Source organism: Nostoc sp. DedQUE08, assembly GCF_034530895.1.
GTDB lineage: Bacteria > Cyanobacteriota > Cyanobacteriia > Cyanobacteriales > Nostocaceae > Nostoc.
On record NZ_JAVRCD010000035.1, the window covers coordinates 62,951 to 87,665 of the forward strand.

The 24,715-nt window shown below is 41.8% G+C and carries 20 protein-coding genes; 10 read left to right on the top strand and 10 right to left on the bottom strand.

What is annotated here, in order from left to right:
- Positions 1-10: 10 nt before the first annotated feature.
- From RMY64_RS22240 to RMY64_RS22255, 4 genes are all read right to left on the bottom strand, one after another.
- The gene (locus RMY64_RS22240; RefSeq protein ID WP_322701122.1) at positions 11-2,281 is read right to left on the bottom strand and encodes a transglycosylase domain-containing protein; all 2,271 of its coding nucleotides are present in this window, start codon (positions 2,279-2,281) and stop codon (positions 11-13) included.
- 399 nt (positions 2,282-2,680) lie between these two features.
- Positions 2,681-3,457, bottom strand: a complete 777-nt coding sequence (locus tag RMY64_RS22245; RefSeq protein ID WP_322701123.1) for a hypothetical protein — start codon at positions 3,455-3,457, stop codon at positions 2,681-2,683.
- A 219-nt stretch (positions 3,458-3,676) separates the two neighbouring features.
- On the bottom strand, positions 3,677-4,153 hold the full coding sequence (gene lspA, locus RMY64_RS22250) for a signal peptidase II (RefSeq protein ID WP_322675295.1): 477 nt from the start codon (positions 4,151-4,153) through the stop codon (positions 3,677-3,679).
- 94 nt (positions 4,154-4,247) lie between these two features.
- Positions 4,248-4,835, bottom strand: a complete 588-nt coding sequence (locus RMY64_RS22255; protein WP_322675294.1) for a biotin transporter BioY — start codon at positions 4,833-4,835, stop codon at positions 4,248-4,250.
- Positions 4,836-5,554: 719 nt separating this feature from the next.
- Here RMY64_RS22255 and pstS point away from each other — a divergent pair.
- The 5 genes from pstS to RMY64_RS22280 all read left to right on the top strand — a co-directional run bounded on the left by pstS (position 5,555) and on the right by RMY64_RS22280 (position 10,005).
- Positions 5,555-6,736 carry a phosphate ABC transporter substrate-binding protein PstS gene (gene pstS / locus RMY64_RS22260; RefSeq protein ID WP_322683958.1) on the top strand — a complete coding sequence of 394 codons (1,182 nt, stop codon included), beginning with the start codon at positions 5,555-5,557 and terminating at the stop codon, positions 6,734-6,736.
- A gap of 149 nt (positions 6,737-6,885) precedes the next feature.
- Positions 6,886-7,836, top strand: a complete 951-nt coding sequence (pstC, locus tag RMY64_RS22265) for a phosphate ABC transporter permease subunit PstC (RefSeq protein ID WP_322675292.1) — start codon at positions 6,886-6,888, stop codon at positions 7,834-7,836.
- 19 nt (positions 7,837-7,855) lie between these two features.
- The gene (gene pstA / locus RMY64_RS22270) at positions 7,856-8,737 is read left to right on the top strand and encodes a phosphate ABC transporter permease PstA (protein ID WP_322675291.1); all 882 of its coding nucleotides are present in this window, start codon (positions 7,856-7,858) and stop codon (positions 8,735-8,737) included.
- 54 nt (positions 8,738-8,791) lie between these two features.
- Complete coding sequence (gene pstB / locus RMY64_RS22275; protein ID WP_322675290.1) at positions 8,792-9,598, top strand: phosphate ABC transporter ATP-binding protein PstB; 807 nt, start codon at positions 8,792-8,794, stop codon at positions 9,596-9,598.
- Positions 9,599-9,723: 125 nt separating this feature from the next.
- Positions 9,724-10,005, top strand: coding sequence for a hypothetical protein (locus RMY64_RS22280; protein WP_094351110.1), 282 nt, complete (start codon positions 9,724-9,726; stop codon positions 10,003-10,005).
- A gap of 18 nt (positions 10,006-10,023) precedes the next feature.
- Here the strand turns inward: RMY64_RS22280 and RMY64_RS22285 are convergent, their stop codons facing one another.
- Together RMY64_RS22285 and RMY64_RS22290 are read right to left on the bottom strand one after the other, a co-directional pair.
- Positions 10,024-10,590, bottom strand: a complete 567-nt coding sequence (locus tag RMY64_RS22285; protein WP_322701124.1) for a Uma2 family endonuclease — start codon at positions 10,588-10,590, stop codon at positions 10,024-10,026.
- A 148-nt stretch (positions 10,591-10,738) separates the two neighbouring features.
- The gene (locus RMY64_RS22290) at positions 10,739-11,335 is read right to left on the bottom strand and encodes a glyoxalase-like domain protein (RefSeq protein ID WP_322666999.1); all 597 of its coding nucleotides are present in this window, start codon (positions 11,333-11,335) and stop codon (positions 10,739-10,741) included.
- Positions 11,336-11,531: 196 nt separating this feature from the next.
- Here RMY64_RS22290 and RMY64_RS22295 point away from each other — a divergent pair, with 196 nt between their 5' ends.
- Together RMY64_RS22295 and RMY64_RS22300 are read left to right on the top strand one after the other, a co-directional pair.
- Positions 11,532-12,170, top strand: coding sequence for a sigma-70 family RNA polymerase sigma factor (locus tag RMY64_RS22295; RefSeq protein WP_322701125.1), 639 nt, complete (start codon positions 11,532-11,534; stop codon positions 12,168-12,170).
- Positions 12,171-12,259: 89 nt separating this feature from the next.
- The gene (locus RMY64_RS22300; RefSeq protein ID WP_322701126.1) at positions 12,260-13,339 is read left to right on the top strand and encodes a tetratricopeptide repeat protein; all 1,080 of its coding nucleotides are present in this window, start codon (positions 12,260-12,262) and stop codon (positions 13,337-13,339) included.
- 97 nt (positions 13,340-13,436) lie between these two features.
- Here the strand turns inward: RMY64_RS22300 and RMY64_RS22305 are convergent, their stop codons facing one another.
- From RMY64_RS22305 to hisG, 3 genes are all read right to left on the bottom strand, one after another.
- Positions 13,437-14,132, bottom strand: coding sequence for a hypothetical protein (locus RMY64_RS22305; RefSeq protein ID WP_322675285.1), 696 nt, complete (start codon positions 14,130-14,132; stop codon positions 13,437-13,439).
- Positions 14,133-14,467: 335 nt separating this feature from the next.
- Positions 14,468-15,922, bottom strand: a complete 1,455-nt coding sequence (locus tag RMY64_RS22310) for a HAMP domain-containing sensor histidine kinase (RefSeq protein ID WP_322701127.1) — start codon at positions 15,920-15,922, stop codon at positions 14,468-14,470.
- 517 nt (positions 15,923-16,439) lie between these two features.
- The gene (gene hisG, locus RMY64_RS22315; RefSeq protein WP_322675283.1) at positions 16,440-17,084 is read right to left on the bottom strand and encodes an ATP phosphoribosyltransferase; all 645 of its coding nucleotides are present in this window, start codon (positions 17,082-17,084) and stop codon (positions 16,440-16,442) included.
- A gap of 76 nt (positions 17,085-17,160) precedes the next feature.
- Between hisG and rppA the strand changes: the two genes are divergently transcribed.
- On the top strand, positions 17,161-17,865 hold the full coding sequence (gene rppA / locus RMY64_RS22320; protein WP_322701132.1) for a two-component system response regulator RppA: 705 nt from the start codon (positions 17,161-17,163) through the stop codon (positions 17,863-17,865).
- Between the two features lie 288 nt (positions 17,866-18,153).
- Here the strand turns inward: rppA and RMY64_RS22325 are convergent, their stop codons facing one another.
- Entirely contained in the window at positions 18,154-19,185 is a 1,032-nt protein-coding gene (locus RMY64_RS22325) for a 1-acyl-sn-glycerol-3-phosphate acyltransferase (protein WP_322701128.1), read from the bottom strand.
- A gap of 620 nt (positions 19,186-19,805) precedes the next feature.
- On the opposite strand from RMY64_RS22325, the gene RMY64_RS22330 reads away from it, so the two are divergent.
- Entirely contained in the window at positions 19,806-20,060 is a 255-nt protein-coding gene (locus RMY64_RS22330; protein ID WP_322675281.1) for a helix-turn-helix transcriptional regulator, read from the top strand.
- Between the two features lies 1 nt (position 20,061).
- Complete coding sequence (locus tag RMY64_RS22335; RefSeq protein WP_322701129.1) at positions 20,062-24,201, top strand: PAS domain S-box protein; 4,140 nt, start codon at positions 20,062-20,064, stop codon at positions 24,199-24,201.
- The last annotated feature ends 514 nt before the right edge of the window (positions 24,202-24,715 follow it).

A 24,715-nucleotide genomic window follows, 5' to 3' on the forward strand; every position in this document is an offset into this window, starting at 1 on the left:
CAATGCCCAATTACCTTGTAATTCTCCGCATATAATTTCCCCATAATTGAGCTGCTTGAGCGCTGCTACCAGATGTCGGGGAATTATTGTCGTTTCCCAGCCAAACGCCAGTTACAAGTCGCTGACTGGGGATAAAACCAATAAACCACAAGTCAACGTTTTTATCAGTCGTGCCTGTTTTACCAGCTTCCCCTAGTCCAATGGCAGCACTACGACCAGTACCTCTGGCGATTACACCGCGCATCAAACCAGTCATTTCATCGGCGACATTAGTTGTCAACACTCGTTTGTTGGCACCTGGATCTTGGTCGAAGGAGTAGATTACACGACAGGTTTTGATATCATTGCGATCGCTGCAATCACCACTGTCTAAAATTCGGCTGATGGCATGGGGAGGATTCGACACACCGCGATTGCCAATAGCGCCAAAAGCACCAGTCATTTCCAAAACATTAACTACACTTTGACCCAGTACCAAGCCGGGAACTGGATCTAGGTTTGATTTTATTCCCAAACGCTGCGCCATTGCCACAACTTTATCCAGCCCAACTTGTCTGGCAACTCGCAAGGCGATGGGATTTTCTGAAAGCGCCAGTCCGGTGGCAATATCTAAACTAGTGTCAGCACCTGCACGACAGGGTTTATAAGTAAAGCCTTGCCAAGTTAAAGGCGCGCAGGAATAACTGTTGGATGGTGAAATTCCCTGTTGAATCGCGGCGGTGTAAGCAAAGATTTTGAAGGTGGAACCTGGTTGTCTTTTGGCTTGAACAGCACGATTGAACTGACTTTTTTTGTAATCAGTCCCGCCTACCATTGCCAATATACTGCCTGTACTAGAGTCAAGAGTGACTACTGCTCCTTGAGAAAAATTAAAATTTCTACCAGAGTTGTTCACTGAATTATTCAATGCTGCTTCTGCTTGTCTCTGTATCGCTGGATCGAGCTTGGTTTCAATAATATAGTTTCCTTCTCTTGCTGCTCCCTCTCCCAAGATTGATTCGAGTTCAGAGAAGACGTAACTGTAAAAATAAGGTGCGATCGTTTTAGCTTGCTGTTCGCAGACTTTAGGACTAATTTGGACAGTGGAGCGTCTAGCTCGGTTCGCATCCTCTGCTTTAATTTTGCCCATCTCCAGCAACCGCTTAATTACGCGATTTCGGTATTCAGCTGCTTCTAGCTTATTTGGCCCATCCCCACAAAAATCGAAGGCGTTGGGTGCTGGTAAAATTCCTACCAATGTTGCTGCTTCTGCCAAAGTTAATTCTTTAGCCGACTTTTCAAAGTAATATCGGGCTGCATCCTCAAAGCCAGAGGTATCTCCTCCCAAAAAAACCCGATTTAAGTACATCAGCAAAATATCATCTTTGCTGTAAAATGTTTCGAGTTTTAGGGCGACAACTGCCTCCCGCAATTTCCGGCCAAGGGTATCCTGTCTGCCTACATACTCGCGGAACAAACTGCGGGCAACTTGCTGGGTGACAGTGCTGGCTCCTTGTTGCACATCTCCGGTGCGGCTATTAATCAACACAGCTCGTAAAATCCCCAGAGGATCGACCCCAAAGTGCCAGTAATAACGACTATCTTCTGAAGCCACTACCGCAGCAGGCAAATAAGGGCCAAATTCCTCTAATCGCTTCATGTCTACATGAGAGATTGTCCGAGGTTCTCTTAGAGGAGTGGCTCCATCACGGGCGTAAACAACTACTGGGGCGCGTGTCGCTGTCGGTAGAGGTTTGACTGAAAATTTCAACCATTCGACGCCAATCACTAACGTTAACAGCGCACTGACACCACCAACTCCATAAGCTGTCCAACTTGCAGCTTTGACATACCATTCTGGTGGATCGACATATTGCAACCGTACAGAAGCGGCTAGTTCTGGGGGTCCCAGAGTCAGAATATCGCCGTGACGCAGTTCTAGAGAACTAACACGACGTTTGCCACGATAAATGCCATTGGTGGAGTTTTCGTCTTTGATCGTGAAAACTGGTGTGCGCTGACTAGAATTCCGCGATAATGAGAGGTGAATTTGGCTGACAACAGGGTTACGGATAACGATATCGCTGGATTTCGAGCTACGACCGAGAATATAGCGATCGCCCAACAGTGGATATACTTCTGCTTTATCCGCCCCCGCATCCTGCACCCAAAGTTCTGGTACTTTGGCATTAGGCTTGAGCGCCAATTTTGAAAAATCGACCCTAGCTTGAATCGTATGTACTGCTTGAGTCAGTTGACCTAGTAACGTTTGTGGCTTGTGAGGGGGTTGGGGAGAACTCATCGGCTATTCACATCACAGTTTTTAATGAAGAATCAGGCGAATTACAATCAATTTTAGATGTTAGTCTTTCATCATTTTACTCATAAGCCAAAGCATAAATTAGCTATACGTAACTTTTTGAGCTAATTTATACTTTAATTTATGTTAAAGCTAAAATAAGGTTGTAACTTTAATCACTTTTTTTATAGACAAATATTTTTGTATATTATTTTCAAAAGTTTATATAAGCTAGTATCAATAGTTCAAGAACTACAGATATACTTTTTACTTTTGTCTTTTTAAACACTAGTTGTCAATAAATAACTGATTTAATTTTTACCAATTTTACATATCCACATATTCTGAAACAAACCTAAATATCTTCATTTAGGAGGATTTTCTAAATCTTGGTTATCTGCTTTAATGGGGCGAGTGTTCTGTTGAGGTTAATTTCAGAATGATGGGAAAATCTCTGAGCTTGATTGGTACAGCTTTATCTTTGGCACTTACCACTAATATTGCTGTAGCCGAATCCAGTAAATCCCCCATAGCCCAATCTAGTACCGACTCCACTAGTGCACCAGCGGAAATCAAGCTGTCACCAGAAGGTAAGAAAATTCTGTGCGAGAATTTTCCACTTAATTCACGTTGTCCCGGCGGCACAGCACTCACCCCTAGCGCTCCTGGTAGTACCACAGTACCAGCAGAAACAACACCAGCAGAAACAACAACGCCTGATAGCACCACCACTCCTGACAGCACAACTGCACCAGGAAGCACTCCTTCTGGATCTGGTACTCCCGAAACCACTCCAGCACCAGGAAGCACAACCCCATCGGCACCTGGCGCACCTAGCAACTTAACTCCACCACCAGGAAGCGTTACTCCAACCACTCCTGAAGGCGCACCTAGCAACTTAACTCCACCAGGAAGCTCAACCACTCCTGAAGGCGCACCTAGCAACTTAACTCCACCAGGAAGCTCAACCACTCCTGAAGGCGCACCTAGCAACTTAACTCCACCATCAGGAAGCCCAACCACTCCTGAAAGCGCACCTACTACTCCTGGCAGCACTACCGAACCAGGTAGCTCAACTACACCAGAACAACCTGGCACTCCTGGCACTCCTGGCAGCAGCCTCGAACCCGGTAGCTCTCCCAGTACTCCTGGCTCTAGTTCACCAAAAACTCCTACCACAGGTAACTAAATTTAAAGCTAGGGCATAATCTAAATAATGGTTTGCCATCAGCGATCGTCGGTGCATCTTTCGCGATCTCTTGCATCAGTTTGGATAACTGGTGTTAAGTGACAAATAAAAATTGATAAAAACCTTATAAGTAAAGTCTTCGCATATAAGACTGAGCAAGGGTTTCACTAAGTCAATAGCCTGGGATTAATCATCCCAGGCTTAATAGTTTAATGGGATCTGCCAGTTGAAGTCGGTGTTTTTTGGAAGGAAGCAATTAACAGGAAAACAATACCGATACTAATAAATGAATCTGCCACATTAAATACAGCAAAGTTAATCAGGCGAAAATCAAGAAAATCAACGACGTAGCCTAAAACAAAACGATCGATACCGTTGCCCATAGCTCCACCTAAAATCAAGCCATAGCCTAACTGATCCCACAAATTTAATGTTGGACCAATTAACGCCAATGCTATCAACACTAAACTCACTCCTAAAGATAGCCAGCGCAACCACTCTACTTTCCCACTCAACAGACTAAAAGCCGCACCAGTATTAGTGACATACGTAAAGTGAAAGATACCTGGTAAGAGTGGTAGTGTCTGTCCCAAGCTAAAGCTTTGTACTACCCAGTACTTTGTTATTTGGTCTAAGAAAAAAGCAATGAAAGCAGCGATCCAGAAAAGACGATTTTTTAAATGCATGGCGAATTAGTCATTGGTCGTTGGTCGTTGGTCATTAGTCATTGGTCATTGGTCATGAGCTTTTGACAAATGACAAAGGACGAAAGGCAATGAACTAATAAAACATTAAGTGACGCAATATATATGCTATTACACTAACTGCACAGACCACGGTTAGTTGACCTGGTAGTGCAAACCAGGAATATCTAAGGATTGCTTGTATCAAGGTTAGATTTTCTGTGCCTTTCCACTGAAAAAAATAGCTAATAATTAAATAAGTAATACCGCATAGGTGGAGAGTTAATAAGCCACAGACACAACTAAAGGCAAGAGTTTCTAGTCGAGGTCTGGCTTTAAAAGCAACTAAGCCACAAATCCAAGCTCCAGGAATAAAACCTAGTAGATAGCCAAACTGAGACAGCTTGACATAACCAATACCGCCACCATCGGCAAATACTGGTAATAAGGTTAACCCCATGACTAAATAGGCAATTTGCGAGAGCGCACCCGCATTTTTGCCTCCTAAACAACCCACCAACAATACTGCGCCAATTTGAAAAGTGACACCTAAAGAAAAAGTCTGAATTCCGTGCTGACTCCAAGTCCAAGGAAAGGTGATGCCATAAACTTCTAAGAAGGTACCACCCATTGTCAGGAGTAAGCCAATCATAGACCATAGTAATTGATTGGAAGCAGCAAACATTTATCAGGCAACCAAGGAAAAGCAAAAGGGAAAATGGGAAAATCAACAGCAACTAGTATATTCATTAATATTGAAATGAAATTTGTGCTGACATCTTAAGAACTAGCATATTTTCTTTTGCCTTTTTGGTATGTAATTTTTCAGTTCTACGAATTTCAGCTTAAATGTCTATTGTCTAATTTTATTAACTGAGGCCTGTTCTGAATTCTGGTATTTGACCGAAAATACAGTAAAATCTACATTATTGAGCTTGGTATTTATACTATTTTTTCAGATAATTGCCTAAATTGAGCTACAAAGTGCTTAATATTTATAGTGCTTATCAGTTGAGTCTAATACAGACCTAACAAGAACAGCCACTTCCCAAGGAAGTGAAATAAGATTCATAGCCTTTATCCTTTTAGGAGAGGTAGAAGTGTATTGGATACAAAGCAAAAGCGCTATTCCATACTAAAATTTTTTCACAACTGAGCCAAAGAATTTACTCTAATAATAAAGTTTTGTAAATGCGTATGAGCTACTTAATCCAGTGCTAGATATAACTTGGAAGTTAAGTAAGAGTATAAAAATTATCAAGCAAAACTAAAAATAAGGGTTTGTTCTTCATCAAAAAAAAACAAGCATTTTTTGTTCTATTAACCTATTGTTAATCTTTATTGCTGTCCTTTAGGAGTATCTTAGAAACGCTCACCTGAAAAGTTACTAAAAAATTGATAGCGATGCTCTCACGTCTTAGTGCAATAAAAACTCATCGCCTCACAGGTTCAATTTCAGTGTTAGCACTGACAATCAGCCTAGCAGCTTGTGGCGGACAGCAAACACCAGATGGTACAGCCACCAAAGATACGCCTTCTGGCACTGCTACAGATACTACTGCTTCTAGCCCAGCTAAATTAGACCTTGGCGGAACCGTAAAGTTAAGCGGGGCTGGTGCGTCTTTTCCGGCACCACTGTACGATACCTGGTTCACAGATTTAAACAAAAAATATCCCAATCTGCAAGTTGACTATGCATCAGTTGGTAGCGGTTCTGGAGTTGAACAATTTATCAAAGGCACTGTAGACTTTGGTGCCAGCGATGTCGCAATGAAGGATGAAGAAATCCAAAAAGTACCAGCAGATAGAGGTGTTATTTTACTACCTGTGACTGCTGGTAGCATCGTGTTAGCTTACAACTTGCCTGATGTTCCAGAACTCAAGCTCCCACGAGCCGTTTACGCCGATATTCTACTAGGCAAAATCACGTCTTGGGATGATGCCCAAATTGCCAAGGCTAACCCAGGTGCAAAGCTTCCAAAAGAGTCAATCACAGTTGTTTATCGTTCAGATGGTAGCGGAACTACGGGTGTGTTCACAAAACACCTCAGCGCTATCAGCCCTGAGTGGAAGAATAAAGTTGGTGAAGGCAAAACCGTCAACTGGCCTAAGGGAGTAGGTGCTAAAGGTAACGAGGGTGTTACTGCCCAAATCCAACAAACTCAAGGTTCCATTGGTTATGTCGAGTATGGCTATGCCAAACAAAATAGTCTCAAGTTTGCTGCTTTGGAAAATAAAGGCGGTAAGTTTGTTGTAGCTAGTGAAGAGTCAGCTTCTAAAACTCTCGAATCAGTAGCTCTACCGGCAAATCTCCGCTCCTTCATTTCCGATCCCGACGGGGCTGATTCCTATCCTATCGTCACTTACACCTGGATTTTGGCTTACAAGAAATATCCCAATGCAGCAAAAGCCAAGGCGATTGAAGCTGCGATCGAATACGCTTTAACTGATGGACAGAAGCAAGCTAGTGCATTAGGATATGTTCCTTTACCCTCAAATGTGATTACAAAGGTAGCTGCTGCTGCTGACCAAATCAGTCCAGAGTACAAAATTTCTGTTGCCAGTGGTAATAGCGCTAGCAAGTAAGCAAGCAATAAAACATGCCTATCCAGTAGTAACTTTGGATACGGAGTTACTATTGTATAAGTCAGTTTAAATAGATGATGAGGCAGCAATTTTACTAATCTGGTTGCCTCCCATATTTTTCTCTGATTTTATTCTGAAAGTCGGTATTCATGACTACAAATTCTCAAAATCTGTCATCAGCGATGAAAAATCGCTCTGACGCCGAAAAATCCCTAGATTTGGGTTTTATTTGGCTGACTAAAATTTTCGCTTTTGGGGTTGCTGGTACTTTATTATGGATTGGGTCGCAGGTTGCAATTGCCTCTTGGCCTGCTATCCAAAAGTTTGGTGCTGGCTTTCTAGTCAACACCACTTGGAACCCGGTTAATGATAGCTATGGGGTGCTACCCCAAATTTATGGAACTCTCGTGAGTTCTTTTATTGGTCTGCTGATAGCAGTGCCAATTGGGGTTGGTACTGCAATTGTACTGAGCGAGGATTTTTTACCTGCAAAAGTGAAGCTAGTACTGGTTTTTGCGGTAGAACTGCTCGCAGCTATTCCCAGCGTTGTCTATGGCGTGTGGGGTATTTTCGTTTTGGTGCCAATATTAACCAGCTTGGGAAAATGGCTCAATGGTTACTTTAGCTGGCTGCCATTTTTTAGCACTTCTCCTACAGGGCCAGGAATGTTACCGGCGGGAGTCATCTTAGCGATTATGACTTTGCCCATCATCACAGCTTTATCCCGCGATGCCTTGATTTCTGTACCCCCTAGCTTGCGCCAAGCCTCTATCGGACTAGGAGCAACCCGCTGGGAAACGATTTTGCAAGTTCTTATCCCAGCAGCCTTTTCGGGCATAGTTAGTGCTGTGATGCTGGGACTTGGCCGCGCAATGGGAGAAACAATGGCTGTAACGATGTTAATTGGCAATTCCAACAACATCAGTCTTTCTCTTTTAGCACCAGCCAATACGATTTCTTCTCTACTGGCAAATCAATTCTCAGAAGCAAGTGGTTTGCAAGTTGCGGCTTTAATGTACGCGGCTTTAATTCTATTTTTTTTGACACTGGTAGTCAATATTCTGGCAGAGTTGATCGTTCTGAGAGTCAAGCGAATATAGCTTAGTTTTGGGTTAAATTATGACTTCTAATTTTCCAGAGCGCAGTTTAACTCGCTCCGCCATGTCTCAAAGGACACTGTTTAATACAGTGATGACCGTAGTCGCATTTACCTGTGGAGTATTGGCACTTTTACCTTTGCTAGCAGTCCTTTCTTACGTGATTATTAAAGGCTTTAGCAGTCTGAATTTAGCCGTGTTTGTTGAACTGCCACCCAAAGCCCTCCAAAAAGGAGGAGGCTTTGGTAATGCAATTTTAGGTACGCTGCTGATGGTAGGAATTGCGGCTTTGATTAGTATCCCCTTTGGAGTTTTAGGGGCGATTTACATCACAGAATTTAGTTCGGCAAGAGTAGCTAGATGGGTGCGTTTTGCAGCTAACGTCCTTAGTGGAGTCCCTTCAATTATTGCTGGGGTATTTGCCTATGGGATTGTAGTTTTGACAATGGTAAAGTTGAATTTAGGATCGTATTCAGCTCTGGCTGGAGGGTTTGCACTGGCAATTTTGATGTTGCCAATTATTCTGCGAACTACTGATGAAGCGTTACAGTTAGTATCGCAAGATTTGCGACAAGCTTCTGTAGGGTTGGGAGCGACTAACTTTCAAACTGTAAGTCAAGTAGTCTTACCAGCAGCTTTACCAGCTATTGTAACTGGGGCAACGCTAGCGATCGCCAGAGCATCTGGAGAAACTGCACCTTTGCTATTTACTGCTCTATTTTCTAACTTTTGGCCAGATGGTTTATTCCAACCAACAGCTTCTCTGGCTGTTTTGGTTTACAAATATGCCATTTCTCCGTTTAAAAATTGGCAATCTCTAGCTTGGGCAGCATCTTTAATTTTGGTATTGATGGTTCTAATCACAAGTATCATCGCTCGTTGGGCAACTCGCAAAAAAGCTTAGTAAAACCATCCACAGTGCATATCCCATCGCTTAAACTAACACTAAATTTATTTTATGCCTACCAATACTAGGACAGTGAATGACACTGAAACCGTTTTACGCACTGAAAATCTCAACGTTTACTATGGCAAGTTTTTAGCCTTACAGAATATTTGGCTAGATATACCGAAAAATCAGGTGACTGCTTTTATCGGCCCTTCTGGTTGTGGTAAAAGTACGTTGTTGCGATGCTATAACCGTCTCAATGACCTAATTGAATCATTTCGGGCAGAAGGTAAAATACTTTTTTACGATAAAAATTTGTATGCATCCGACATCGATCCTGTAGAAGTGCGTCGGAGAATTGGGATGGTGTTTCAAAGACCAAACCCATTTCCCAAATCAATTTATGACAATATTACTTTTGGAGCTAAAATCAACGGCTATAAAGGTAATTTAGATGAACTAGTAGAAAGCAGTCTTAGAAAAGCAGCTTTGTGGGATGAAGTCAAAGATAAACTACAGCAAAGTGGCTCGTCTTTATCTGGTGGACAACAACAACGATTATGTATTGCTCGTGCGATCGCAGTACAACCTGAAATTATCCTGATGGATGAACCTTGCTCCGCTCTTGACCCCATTTCCACCTTGCGTGTTGAAGAACTGATTCACGAACTTAAAGAGCAATATACTATTGTCATTGTCACCCATAACATGCAGCAAGCAGCGCGTGTTTCTGATAAGACAGCCTTTTTTAATGTTCGGACTTCAGAAACAGGAACCCGTAATGGCTATATGGTAGAGTATGATGCAACAGAAGTGATTTTCAACAATCCTCAGCAGGAAGATACCAGAGATTACGTCAGCGGCAAATTTGGATAAATATTTATTTCACATTACATTGTAGATATTAAAGCAATGAGGGATATTCGGAAATTAAAGTTGTGCGATATTCCTCTATGTTTTTTATTTGAAGGACTTTTTTCTCCCTAACAAACTTCATTTCCATGTTGTCCGATGTCTATTACTTGGTGCGCTCAAAAACTGACGGGAATTATCTGATAGCTCGTCCTGATGCTGAAACATCGGGTTATTTATTGCTGTTTCAAGAAAACTTTGACGCCCTTAGCTATCTCAACACCCACGCAGCAGAAGTGGCAAATCGCTTTGCGGTGGAATCTATTGCGCGTACACAGTTGGGGAACTTGCTTAAACGCTGGGGTTTTAGCGGTGTGGGCATTGTAACTGACCCGTTATTGCCCAAAGTTGAATTTTTACAGCACAGTTAACTAATTCGTAATTTTATATTAATTAAATAGTTGTGCGATCGCACAAGTAAAATTAGGTAATATGGGTGAACTCAATTCATCACCATTGAATAACGTAGCAACTAACTTTAAACTCGCTTGTTCGCGTCGATATACTTCCACCTGTTGTTTACGCCAATCTACAATCCAATATTCTCTGACACCTCGTGATGAGTAGAGCTTAAGTTTTAGTTCTCTGTCCCGCTTTTCATTTTCACTACCAGCAGATAGTACTTCTACAACCAGTTCTGGCGCACCAGTCAAATGCCCAGCCTCGTCTAAAAGTAGGGGTAATCTCTCGTTGCTAGCCCAGACAACATCGGGAATAACATTATCATTATCGCCAAAAATTATTCCTGGAGCAGGTACGACCTGTCCCAAAGAAGTAGCTTGTGACCAAATATGCAATGGAGTAATAATTCTGACACACGTTTTTTGATGATTCCAGTGAGGCGCTCTGGTCACAAATAATTCTCCGTCAATAATTTCATAGCGATTCCCGTTATCTGGAAACAACTCTAAATCGGCGGTAGTCCAGCGCACTCTCTCAGATATTGGCTGGTTCATAAATCATCTAAGTTAGGGGATTTACTTATTTTAGCCTGGGTGGAAATGGGACATTAATTAGGAGCCAAGCCGGGAGTTAATCTAAATTCCAAAAATATTGGGTGGAGCACTCGCCCCACCCAACCTAAAATAATCTAATCATTAACTACTAATTCGCTACCTCAGCCACCTCAATAACTCGCCCTTCGTAGTCCTTGACTAAAAAGTTCAGAGGTTTGTGGTTACGAATCTTCAATTTCAAACCGCGCATTTCGACTCGCATTAAAATCATTTCCAGGCAGTCATGGTCAAAACAAACGTGGCGTTGCTGATTTTTGCTACCTAAACTCGCACCAGTAATGACGTGTAGCTGGGTGTTTTTCTTCAATTGATACCACAGCCCATCGTTAGCATTATTCATCATTTTGCTAGACAAGCTCGGCCCAGTAGACATATATAACGGATCGATGCCAGTTGCCCCTATAGTTTGTTCGTAGTTGTAGTAGTAGTGCAATGGCACCTCAGCTGCTGGCAAATCTAGCAGTCCTTCATACAACTGTCGGGCAATCTCCAAATCTGACACCATTACAGTGTGTACTTTTGGAGCACTGGTGAGAAACATCCACATGGCACCAGCGTAAGCTGCTAGCAGCATCACCATAATGCCTTGGGTGGAAAACAGGCTATCTAAGGGCAGGGAAGGCAGAAAGGAGCCTAAAGTAAGCGGACTGAGCAGGAACGATACCACACTAACTTCTATAACCATGAACAAATAAGGATTCTTTAAGAGAGTTGATTTTATGATTGTCGATTAAGACTAAAATTAAGTCCTTGTTTTTAGTTTATCAATACTCAACTAGTCTGAGTCTTATCTACAAACTGAGCAACACCAAGATATTATGCGATTAACTAGGGGAGTGCAATTCCCAAAACTATTTTAACAATTATCAACTCCAAGACTTGTGCAAATTCCTCATTTTCCCGAAGCCAATCACCCACTGGTGAAATCGCTCTTCCATCACAGTGACCATGAACTACTGACTCTGTTTCAGCGCTATCCAGATGCTGGAAAGTACTTTACGGTGATTTTTTGCCGTTATAGCCCCATAGTCTACACCTTAATTCGGCATTCGGCGCGATCGCCTGTGCAGGCAGATTATCTGTTTGCCCTTACTTGGCGACATATTTATTACGAACTCGGTGGACTCAAGTTAACTGATTCTGAATCAGGTGAGGAAGCTTTGACCATGCAGAATTGGTTAATTAATATGACAGCTTTCTGTATAAATGAGATTAAACTACCACCCACAGAAGCAATTCATTATTCTCTGCAAGCAACTTCACCGCCGCTATGGTGCTATGTACAACAGGCGTTAGACCAACTACCGCCTGTTTTACGATTAATTGTATTAATGGCTCAAACTTTCCACTGGAGTGAAACTAGAATCGCTGCTTATCTACAAGCTGAAGGAGAAGCGATCGCTCCTAACGAAGTAGCCAATTTTCTCCAAGAAGGCTATCGTATGCTAGAGGACAAATTGCCCACAGATATCCGCGCTATATACTTTGGAGAAGATTTAGCTCAATCAGAACTTAAGTAGAAATGCGTATATTATTTGTCTTCAATTTTAAAACTTAAAACTTTTTCTTAGACCTTCTACTTAAACCCGCAACTTTACGGGTAATTTTTATGAAACAACGGCTTGTATTTCCCTGCCAAAAGGTAGGCTTAATTTGTGTAGGTGCGATTTCTTCTCCCCAGGTACTTTTACACAGCTTTTTACTGTTTGCTTTTTTGCTGAGTCCTGTAGCGGGTGCGGTTGATATTTCCGAACAACTCCATCGCCCTTTAAATGATTCCGTTGGGCGACAATCAAGAGATGAAGCAGACGGTTTGCTGCGTATTGGTCAACAAGAATACGCTTCAGGACATGCCGACAAAACAATTGCGTCTTGTTTGCGAGCATTAGAACTATATCATTCCATTGGCGACCTGAAAGCACAAGGTCTGACATACAATTTGCTTGCCAAGGCTTATGTGCAGCTTGGTAGTTCAAAAGAGGCAGAAGATGCTTTCAGAAGAGGATTAGCGATCGCTCGTGATACTAAAGACTTTCAATCTCAGATTTTTGTGCTGAATAATATTGGTACATTTCTGCTGCAAAAAGGCGAATTTGCTGCTGCTGGTAAAACAGTTGAAGATGCACTCACAATTGCTCACGGTGTCAAAAATATTGAAGGTGAAGGACTGTCTTTGAGTAATTTGGGCTTGGTAAGTGCCAGGTTGGGAGATTATAACAAGGCGATTAAACTATATGAAAATGCTTTAATTTTCCGCCGTCAGACTGGCGATGCCATCGGTGAAGCAAATACCTTGAATAATTTAGGAGATGCTTATTTAGCATCTGGAAATTATCAAGATACCATTGCTACTTATGGTGAAGCAATGCGGACAGCTAAAACCAACCGCGATCGCCCTAATCAATTACGGGCAATTGACGGTTTAGTTACGGCTCACACTGCTGTAGGACGTTACGAACGCGCCTTTGACTTACTAGAGCAGCGTTTAGGACTCGCGAAAGAATTGCAAAATTTACGCGAAGAATTAAAATCTTTTGAATCTTATGCCCAGTTATATAAGCAACAAGGTAACTACCTAACTGCCCGCAATTTTTACGAAAGGGCAATTATACTGGCGCAGACATTGCAAGATAGCAGGCAAGAAGTGCAATTGCGGGATCAATTAACTAAAATGCTTCAGCGAAAGTAGCAGTAAGACACCGAAAATCTTTTGCATTATTCAAAGTAGGGGTAATTCATGAATTGCCCCTACAGTTTTGTATAAGTTAATCCACGCCTTAGCCTTACTAATTCAAGAACACTGAACCGTTTCGTTCAATTCTCATAGCACTTCTGCCCTGTGTTGCATTAGTGGCTTCCTTAAATGTAACTTCCAAGCTTCCTGGCTCTGAAGAACCTTGTGGAGTCACTATTAACTGTCCGCCATCTTGTCGTTCAAATGTTACTGTTACTGGTGCTTTTAAAGCTTGCAGGGTTACATCTGACTTACCTTCTAGCGATCGCGGTGCCGTATCACCAATCACTTGGAAAGTTATCTTAGCCGCAGTATTATTCACCAACCTGATATTAACCATACCATTAGTGAGTGCGATCGTCGCACTGGGGGTTTGGCGTGGTTCTACCAGTGGTTGTTGGTCATTGGAAACCGCAGGTGGTGAAGGCTGTTGAGTTCGATCGCCAGGAATTGGGCGTGGTGGTACGGGAGACACTTGCCCTTCAGCCGGAGGAATTGGGCGTGGTGGTACGGGAGACACTTGCCCCTCAGCCGGAGGAACTGGGCGAGGTGGTGTGACACCTGATTCCGGCGATCCGGGAGCTTGAGAGCGGTTGTAGGGTGGTTCGCTAAAAATGCTAGGACTTGGGTTAACCTTAACAGTAGATTCTTGTGCTAATGCTTGAGGAATTGCTGGCAGACTAATTAGCAACCCCCCACAAAGAGCGCCAAATAACTTGCCAGACTTGCGGAAATTTTGAGACTTCATATTTGTTCTTAACTCCTAAAAAAAAGTTCAATTTTTGTTACAAAGAATTTCTCCAACCGGAAATTAAATTAGGTTTTATCGGTCGTTGAGTATATTTAAGTTTTTAACAAACTACTCGATTTATCGCATCTAGCTAAGGATACGAAAATTATCTAAAAAAAATGAAAATATTTCATTCTCAAGATTTCAAGTCTTAATCATTGTCATTAAGCACTTTGTGTAATAATCTAATTCAATATACTGCTAAAAAATAAATTTTCGCGCTAATAACTAAGGTCAATTTGAATAAATTAAAATTTTACATCTATCACAAGAAATAAAAATTTATTAGCAAATTAATACTCAAAAGTTATTGGCAAAGTGATAGTAAAGGTAGTGCCAATGCCTTGGGTACTTTCAACTTGAATATAACCGTGATGATGTTCGACAATAGCTTGAGCGATCGCTAATCCCAATCCTGAACCTGTAGCGCTGGCTGTAGCTGTATTCCCCGTCCTATGAGTACGTGCCGGATCTACTCGATAAAAGCGGTCAAATAAGCGTGGTAGCGCTTCGGCTGGAATTCCAACTCCGGTATCACTCACCTTAACTTGCAACTGGGCACTGGTGTTACGTAGTCCAGAAACACGATTTATTCCTTCTATCCGCGCCAATTCCACTTTCACTCGTCCACCTGTTGGAGTGTAATGCAAAGCGTTAGCAATTAAATTTGTGAATAGTCGCACCAATTGATCCCAATTACCTACAAGAGTAAACCAATTTTCCAGTAATTCGGGGCTAGTTTCAGAGATAGGAGGGTCAACTAAGTCTAGAGAAAGGGCGATTTCTTTCTCAGGGATTAACAATTGTTGTTCTTCAACCACCTCTATTAGCAAAGCGTCCAACGGACAAGGTGAAAAAGTATCTTTGCTAATACCACTATCCTGTCGTGCTAGGAAGAGTAAGTCATTGACTAACTTACCCAAACGCTGCGTTAACCGTTCCACCACTTTTAACTGTTGTCGATATTGTAAAGAAGTAGTCGTTTCTGTCTCTGCTAAATCCAAGTCAGCAAGCGCAACTTGCACATTAGTTTGAATCAAAGTGATCGGGCTTCTCAGTTCGTGGGAAGCATCAGCAGTGAATTGTTTAAGACGTTGATAAGATTCACCCACCGGTTCCATCGCTTTACCCGAAAGAAACCAACCACTTGCACCTACAGAAAGCAACATTAACCCAATACCTAATGCCAAATCAAAAATTAACTGGCGACTAGGTTTAGTAACTTCAAACCAAGGATGACTAACGCGCAGATATCCTAATACTTGTCGTTTCACTTCTACGCGTTGGGTTACTTGTCGTAATAAGAGTGGGGAGTTAGGAATTTTGAATTTTGAATTTTCACTCTCTGCTTTGACTACGCGTACAGTTTCACCAGTGCGATTGACACGAATGGGAATATTTAGGGGTTCAGATAGCGTTGACCAAAGTAATTTACCAGTTGGACTAAACCATTCTAGGTCAATGTGGTCATCTTCTACAGCATCGGTATTATTACCAAAACTGGCTTCTACATTAATGCGAAATTTATCTGCATCAGTATTAATTGGCTCAAATATTAGTGTAGATGCACAACCACTGCTTGTGAGACAACGCTCTACTATTTCCACTACATGGTTAAGGGTGTCATCAATCCGCTCAATCAGTGTAGTACGAAAGTATAAATAAACGCCACTGGCAAACAGTAGCAGTAATACAGCAGTGACCGCAGTGTACCAAATTGCAAGACGGCGGCGAGTAGCTTGAAACATCTTTTCACCTACTTTTTTTGACTGAATATCATCAGATTACGTCTTAATAATTTTAAATTACTTTTAATTATCAACATTCTTTCAAAAGAATACTGGTTAAATTCTTGGCGATCGCATCCAATTTTAACGCTCAAAAAAATATTACTTTGTCTGCAAAAATAATATCAATATAACTTTGATTACATTAGCTGAGGGGTTAAATAAAAAATTTAATCTTTGTATGTGATGAGTTTCTACGCGTTTTATGCAACAAAAGATAAGGGCTTTTAAAACCTAGTCTCTAGCCAGAAGTTATACCAATTTTAAAAAAGAATACGACAAATAGACCATTTGTAGAGACGCAATGAATCGCGTCTTTACCCAAAAATGTTAAGAACGAGCATCTAAAGAAGCGTTATTACCAATTACAAATGATAAGCTGCCCTTGCTTTAATTTGCACAACTAGGGCGGGCAAGATGCCCACCTCACAAGAGATTTATTTTTTTGGAAGATGCAAATTAAAAGATTTTTAGCTTATTAAACCTCTACCAAAACGGCCTCGCGCAGCTTGTCAATCACATCACTCAGATTACCTGTATTCAGACGGTAACTCAGAGGATGAGCAATCAATCGCGCCGTGCTTTCATACAGACTAGCAATTTCAATCAAACCATTTTCGCGTAAAGTCCGCCCTGTAGAAACCAAATCTACGATCGCTTCTGACATTCCAGTAATCGGGCCTAGCTCTACTGAACCATACAATGGCACTATTTCCACAGGTAAATCCAGACTATGGAAATATTCACGAGCGCAATTGACATATTTTGAAGCAACTCTACCATGCGGTGGTAAATCTAAAGGCGATCGGTAAGCACTTGATTCTTTTACCGCCACTGACATCCGACAATGACCAAACTGCAAATCTACCAAGTGAGCAACTTGCGGCTGCTTCTCCCGCAGCACATCATAACCAACAACCCCTAGTTGTGCTTGACCATATTCCACATAAACGGGCACATCTTGCGCCCGCACCAGTAAAGCTTTTGCCACTCCCTTAGTATCAGGAATTTGAAGTTGGCGAGTTCCTGAATCTAAAAAAGCACTAAAATCTAATCCGACAGCTTGTAGCAAGCGGATGCTATTTTTAAGTAGTTCCCCTTTTGGCAATGCAACAGTCAGCATTTTTGTTATTGGTATCCTTAGCGTCTTGGTAGTTGAATAATATTGAGAATATCTCTATATGCTTACCACAAGCAGCATGAGAATTTTATTAGTTGATGATGAAGTTGAACTAACTCAACCTTTGAGCCGCTTGTTAACTCGTGAAGGTTATGCCGTAGATGCAGTTTATGATGGGACATCTGGCAGCGAACTTGCACGGGCAGGCAGTTATGACCTACTTATTTTAGATTGGATGCTGCCAGGAAAAACGGGGTTAGAGATTTGTCAGGAATTGCGCCGCCAAAGCAAAACCACTCCCGTATTGTTCCTGACGGCTAAAGATACTCTTGATGACCGCGTACAAGGTTTAGATGCTGGTGCGGATGATTATTTGGTTAAACCTTTTGAACTGCGAGAGTTATTAGCAAGAGTCCGTGCTTTGTTGCGTCGTTCCGGTACTCAAACTTATGAGACTACCACCGGAAGACTTACTGTCGCTGATTTAGAACTCGATTGTGAAAATCAAGTAGCCTATCGCCAAGGACGAATAATTGAGCTATCGCAAAAGGAAAGCCAGTTGTTGCAATACTTTATGGAACACACTGGACAACTTTTAACTCATGGCCAGATTATGCAAAATTTGTGGCAAGAAGAAGAACCTAGTAGTAATGTGATCGCGGCATTAATTCGTTTGCTGCGCCGTAAGATTGAGGTAGGTAAAGAAACTGCGCTGATTCACACAGTCTACGGCAAAGGCTATCGTTTTGGTGCTTCTTCAATGGAGTCAGTTACTAACGGATAAGCATTGGCAACGAAACAGGTTATCTTAGTAACAAACGGACAAGCTGTCGTTACTAACGAATAAGTGTTGGTAACAAAACAGGTTGTATTGGTAAGAATACATAAGTTGTCGTTACTAACAGATAAGCATTCGTAACAAAAAAGTCAAGACGTTTGGGACAGAAACCAAGTTGCACAATACTGGCTTTCAAATTCTTTGCTATACAGGGATTGTGGCAATCCTTGCTAAGAAATTAATTGCTAAGTTTCTTAGTTTCGTTTCGTTTATTGTCCTACTATAACAATATGCTTAAGATATGCCCAAAAAATGATTAATTTGAAGTTGCAGTTTGTCTCTTAATTGTTGCGCTTGTTGATAAGCTGCTGCACGCCATTTCTTTGAGTGGTTGTCCAATTCTACTGGTTGCAAAGGGCTAATAAAGTAACGCAAACGAGTTCTCATTGCCCAAACTCCCATTGAGGGAAACAGAAGTAAGGCAAACATTAAAGGCGACAAAGGTAAGAATGGTAGTTTGACTAGTCGTTGTAACTTGGTGAAATTAACGGCCCAAGGATGCAGAGATTCACTGCCGATGCAAACTACTGGCAGAATGGGAATATGATAGCGATCGCTCAACTGAATAAAGCTCACATCAAACTTTTCTAGTTGATAGCGTCTTCTCCAACCTTTCAAAGGCCCGCGAACACCTTCGGGTGCATATAAAAGAATTTTACCTTGAGCAAGCGCCCCCTCAAAATCATCTAATTCGGCTCGCACACCACCTAAAACCTGCGACCATTGAGTTGGTAGCCACCAAATCATCCAAGGATGCTCAAATAATACTGGATTTGCTATGGGTTGTACTACCCATCCTTTGGCTTCACTTAATAAATAACCCAAGGTTAAAAAGTCCCAAGGAAAACACATCCCGGCATGATTCATCGCCACAATCAATGGCCCTGTTGGCGGCAAGTTTTCAACTTGTTGCAACTCTCCCTGAAAATAGTATTTAACTATAGGAACCAAAAGTTCTTGACGAAAAGCTTGTTGATATTTAGGATCGAATTCACCAACTTCTTTTCGAGGCGAACGAAAACCCAGACGCAACCAGCGACTCAGCAATGCTAGATAAAATCCGCCAGGAATTAAAAATAATCCATATTCTAGCCAATTCCAACCATCTGGATCTGTGTGATAGTGCTGCCAATGGCGGTTGAATAAAATTAACCACCCTGGAGGATACCAAAGACAAAACCAATCAAACCAGTTAAATATATAGCCTTCATCTGGTGAATTTTCCTGTTGACTGTTTAATAAGTTTTCGGAGTGTTGATTAATCAAAACAGTTAAAGATGAGGATTAGGCAAAAGTTTTATCAATAGTGGATCGTAACTTTATAATTTTTTGACTGGCATCTGACCATAGAAGTAAAACTAACTACATATTTTAGAATCTATTTTAGATTGACAACTTAGTTCGGTTGAATGCAGTACAAAAGTAGAGATAACAACATGTTTTACCATACAATTATCTGTACTCACCTTGGTGTAGCCTCTGTCTGCGACATGCTGTTCGCGTTCGTAGAGAAGTTGTCAGCTGCTGTAGTTACTAAACTAGCGAGATAAAAAAGCTTTTATCAAGTACAAAATTAACTTTATATATAACAAATTAATTTAAATATGAATCATGAAAGTGTGGCGCACTAGCAATTGTTTGGCTGTGTGCGATCGCTAATAATTATTGAGTCAAATTGCCTTAGATAATACTATCTTGCTATCCCATATCAAGCAAAACTTAATGTTTATTTTATATATACCTTCTACACTAAACACTAAGCCGTGAAGACGATAACTGAATTTTGATGTTTCGCCAAAAGATGAAATTGATAACGACTAATGATTATTTAAATTCTTCCTCAAGTTGGAGACGAATGGCGAGACATCTGTCTTACTCTTCCTACTATGGAACTAGAAAAGCCACTCAAAATTTCAGATTTTATCCGTCAACTTCGGCAGCAACTCGATCTCTCTCAAGAAAAGTTTGCAGCTAAGTTAGGAGTTTCCCTACGAACAATCAATCGTTGGGAGAACGGAGCTACAGTGCCTTCACAGATGGCACTAAAGCTGATTGAAGAAATGTTAGAGAAGATGGGCAAAGCAGACAAAAGATTAGCGAATGAGTATCTCCCAAAATTGGAGCAACGGGAGGACTCTTAAGATGATGGTGAAAGTACCTGAAAAAATTTTGATGATGCGTTCTCGGTTCATAGCTTTTAGTGTGATGATTCTGGCAGTCATGACGGCAATGCTGTTGACAAAAGTGTTACTGCCAGTTTTCGATCCGAGCGTATTTACATTATTTTATGCTGTTGTGGCAGTTAGCGCCTGGTATGGTGGTATGAGACTAGGAGTGCTAGCGATCGCTTTATCTGTGACAACTGCGCTCTATTTTTTGATCGAGCCAGTCTACTCCTTCGATTTTCTCAGCCTGAAAGTCCTGGTACGATTAACCACATTCTCACTAGTATCCTTCTTAATTACTGCGCTCTCTTCAGAGTTGCGAACTGCTAGACGCAAAGCAGAGACAAGCCTCAAATTGTTGCAAAATAGCGAAATGCGGTTTAGCCGATTGGCAGAATCCAACATCATTGGGGTAATCGTAACTAATATAAACAACGGTTTCATCGTCGAAGCCAATGATGCTTTTCTGAAGATGATCGGCTATACGCGAGAAGATTTCTCTGCTAACCAAATAAACTGGCGCGAGATTACCCCACCGGAGTATCTTCTTTTGAGCGAACGTTCGATGGAAGAAGTGAGAACTACTGGAATATGTAAGCCTTTTGAGAAAGAATACATTCGTAAAGATGGCGATCGCATTCCGGTTCTGCTCGGTTCTGTAATGCTGGGAGACACTCAAGAAACGGTCATTGCCTTTGTTGTTGATTTGAGCGAACAGCAAGCTGCGCTACGCGAACGCAAACAAGTAGAAGCGGCTTTACAACAAGCCAATCAGCGGAACACACGCACTCTAGAAAACATGAGTGATGCATTTATTACTCTAGACCGAGATTGGCGAATCATCTACCAAAATGCCCAAGCAGAGCGAATTAACGGTAGACCCCGGACAGAGGTTATTGGTAAGTCGCACTGGGAGGAGTGGCCGATATCGTTAGGCACAAATTTAGAGCTAAATTACCGACGGGCGATGGCAAAGCAAATTCCCGTCCATTTCGAGTATCACTACTACTTACCATCCAAATATGACTTGTGGCTAGAGATTCACGCCTATCCCAGTGAAGATGGTCTTGACATTTTCTTCCGAGACATCACTGAACGCAAACAAGTAGAACGAACTTTGCGACAGAAAGAGGAGCGTCTGAGATTAGCGAACGAGCGGTTTGAGTTAGCCGCATCTGCGGTCAACTGTCTGATTTATGACTGGAATATAGAACAAGATAGCGTTGAAAGAACTGATGGGTTAACTCGAATTTTGGGCTATTCCCTCGCAGAAGCTGAAGCAACTGGTAATTGGTGGTGTGAGCTTGTTCATCCAGAAGATTTGCCAAGCGTACAAGAGGCGATACTTGCTTTGGGAAATAGCGATCGCTATGCTGCCGAATACCGAATTCGTAACAAAAACAATCAGTATATCTATGTATTAGATCGAGGAATAGTAGTGCAACGGGATGCTAATGGAAAGCCAGTACGTTTAGTTGGTAGCACTACAGATATCAGCAAACGCAAACAGGTAGAAGCAGCAATCCAAGCAAGTGAGGAACGGCTCAGGAGTTTTGTGAAAGCAAATATAGTTGGCATTCTCTTCGGTGATGTGAATGGTAGCATCACTGAAGCCAATGACGAGTTTTTGCGAATTGTCGGCTATACCCAAGAGGATATCCAAGCAGGTAGATTAAGCTGGACTGATATCACGCCACCTGAGTATCAATATTTAGACGAATTGGCTATTGCCGAAGCAATAGCGAAGGGAACCTGTACTCCTTATGAGAAGGAATTTATTCGCAAAGATGGTTCCAGCGTCCCAGTTGTAGTTGGCTACTCCCTTTTAGGAGAATCTCGGCATAAATCAATCGCATTCATTCTGGATATTAGCGATCTCAAACAAGCTAAAAAAGCACTGAGTCAGAGCCAAGAGCAATTTCAAGCTTTTATGGATAATATTCCTGCCGCCGCATGGATTACGAATGCATACGGACGCGTACTTTATCTCAGTCCAACTTATTTAAGCACGTTCAATGTAGCAACAAATAAGGCGATCGATAAAAACATTTTTGACCTATACCCAGTCCAAATTGCTCAACCCCTCCTCGATAACATTAGAATAGTTGCCGAAAGGAATCAGGTTGTTCAAACGATTGAGTCTGCCCCACGCACAGATGGCACCCTTGGCGAATTTTTTGTTTATAAGTTTCCCATTGCCGATGCCTCTGGTCAACGTTTGGTAGGAGGGGTTGCAATTGACATTACCGAACGCGAACGCGCCCTTCGCGAACGTCAGCTTGCAGAACAAGCCTTACAAGAACGCAGTGAAAGACTTAAACTGCTTTCGGAAACGACCAGTGATTTGCTTTCAACCGAGCGCCCTTTGGATCTAATGAACAGCTTGTTTAACAAACTCTCGGCGCAAATGGATTTGCACTGTTACTTTCACTATTTAATCGATACACACGAAAATAAGCAGAAACTTCGGTTAGTAGCTTGGAACGGCATTACTGATGAAGTATTTCAAGCAATTGAATACCTGGAATTTAATCAAGGGATATGCGGACTAGTGGTGCAAGAACGCCGTCAAATCGTCGTCAATAATGTGCCGCACTCTACCCATCCCCATGCCAACATCCTCCATGCTTTAGGAATTACAGCCTATGCAGGTCAACCGTTAATTGCTCAAGGAAAGCTGCTTGGTGTCCTCTGCTTTGCCAGTCGCACCCGTACCAATTTAACTTCTGGGGAAATAGCTTTATTACAAGCAACTTCCGATCAGGTGGCGGTTGCTCTGGAACGCGCTCAGTTAATGGCTTCGTTACAGCGACGGAAAGAAGAATTAATCCAAGCTAATCGAATCAAAGATGAGTTTTTGGCAGTGCTTTCCCACGAACTTCGCACGCCGCTAAACCCGATTTTGGGATGGTCGAAATTACTACAAACGAAAAAGTATGATGAAGAAACCACTACTCGCGCTCTCGAAACCATTGAGCGCAATGCCAAGCTGCAAACCCAATTAATCGAAGATTTACTGGATGTCTCTCGCATTCTCCAAGGTAAGCTGAGTCTGAATATTGCTCATGTGAATTTAGAAACTGCGATCGCCGCAGCAATGGAAACTGTACGTCTAGCCGCTGAAGCCAAATCGATCGATTTGCAATTTACAATTTTAGACTTCGACGCAAGCACTCAGTCCTTACCTGCGGGACGCTACGCGAAGGACAAGACTCAGGAACCATCGAAGGATTTTGGATTAGAAAATTCTCAAAGAAATTTAAACTCTATCGATTTTAATCAGCAACCTAACACTTTAAAATGCCAAACTTCAAATTCTAAATTTTTAGTTACAGGTGATTCTAATCGCTTGCAGCAAGTTATCTGGAATCTAGTTTCCAATGCTATTAAGTTTACACCCCAAGGTGGAGAAATAGAAATCAGTTTAGAGTCTGTTGGTTCTCAAGTTCAATTGCGAGTCAGTGATACAGGTAAGGGAATTAGCCCTGACTTTTTACCATTCGTTTTTGACTACTTTCGACAAGCTGATGGCGCAACTACTAGAAAATTCGGCGGACTGGGCTTAGGATTAGCTATTGTTCGTCACATTATTGAGCTACACGGTGGCACAGTTAAGGCAGAAAGTTTGGGTGAAGAACAGGGAGCAACCTTTACAGTCATGCTACCGCTCATCCAGATCGATCTAAATAGCCATCAAATAGCCTCTCAAGCTGATAATTTGCCCGATTTCAAGGGGTTGAAAGTTCTGCTTGTGGATGATGAGCGGGATACACGAGAGTTAATTGCTTTCATTTTGGAGCAATCTGGCGCGGTAGTAATCCAGGCGGCATCTGCGATGGAAGCACTACGAATTATGCCTCAGTTCCAGCCAAATTTGCTGTTAAGCGACATTGGAATGCCAGAAGTAGACGGCTATATGCTGATTCGTCAGATTAGAGCTATGTCACCAGAACTTGGAGGAAAAATTCCCGCGATCGCCCTTACAGCTTATGCTGGTGAGGTTGATTATCAACAGGCAATTGCCGCCGGATTTGGGCAGCATATCACCAAACCAGTGGAGCCAGCTAAATTACTTCGTGCGATCGCTAACCTAATTTATAGTTGTAGAAATTGTTAATTGAGAGACTTCATAATTTTGTATTTATAAGCTTTCAAACCAGAAAGCAACATTACACCTGCCCCATCGTGAGAGTTTAAGATAAGCTTACTTTTTTCAATTAGAAATTATGCTGAAAATTGAGGAAAAACGAAGAAATTAAATTAACTCTTGTACTAAACTTATTGGGCAAGAATGAATCATGCGTATCAAGATGAGGCGTAGGCGTAGCCCGCCGTAAGGCATCGTCTGCTCAAAAATTATCTTTCCGAGCCGATTTTTAGCAATATTTTAAGTACTATTGCTTGTTGACAAATGGTATTTGACCTTAACCTCTCACAATGCACTTGCCCAATTTCTCATATTTTATATCTAGCAAGCTTTTTGCCGTTTTTTATGCATCGAACTCACATTAAATTAACCTATCTAATGTGGCATTTCTGGGAGAAATAAAAACCCCCAAGCTCTGATCTGAGCTTAGGGGTTTTTATTAAATTATGGTTCCTGGCATCGAGCTATTTTTGCGTAGGGCAAC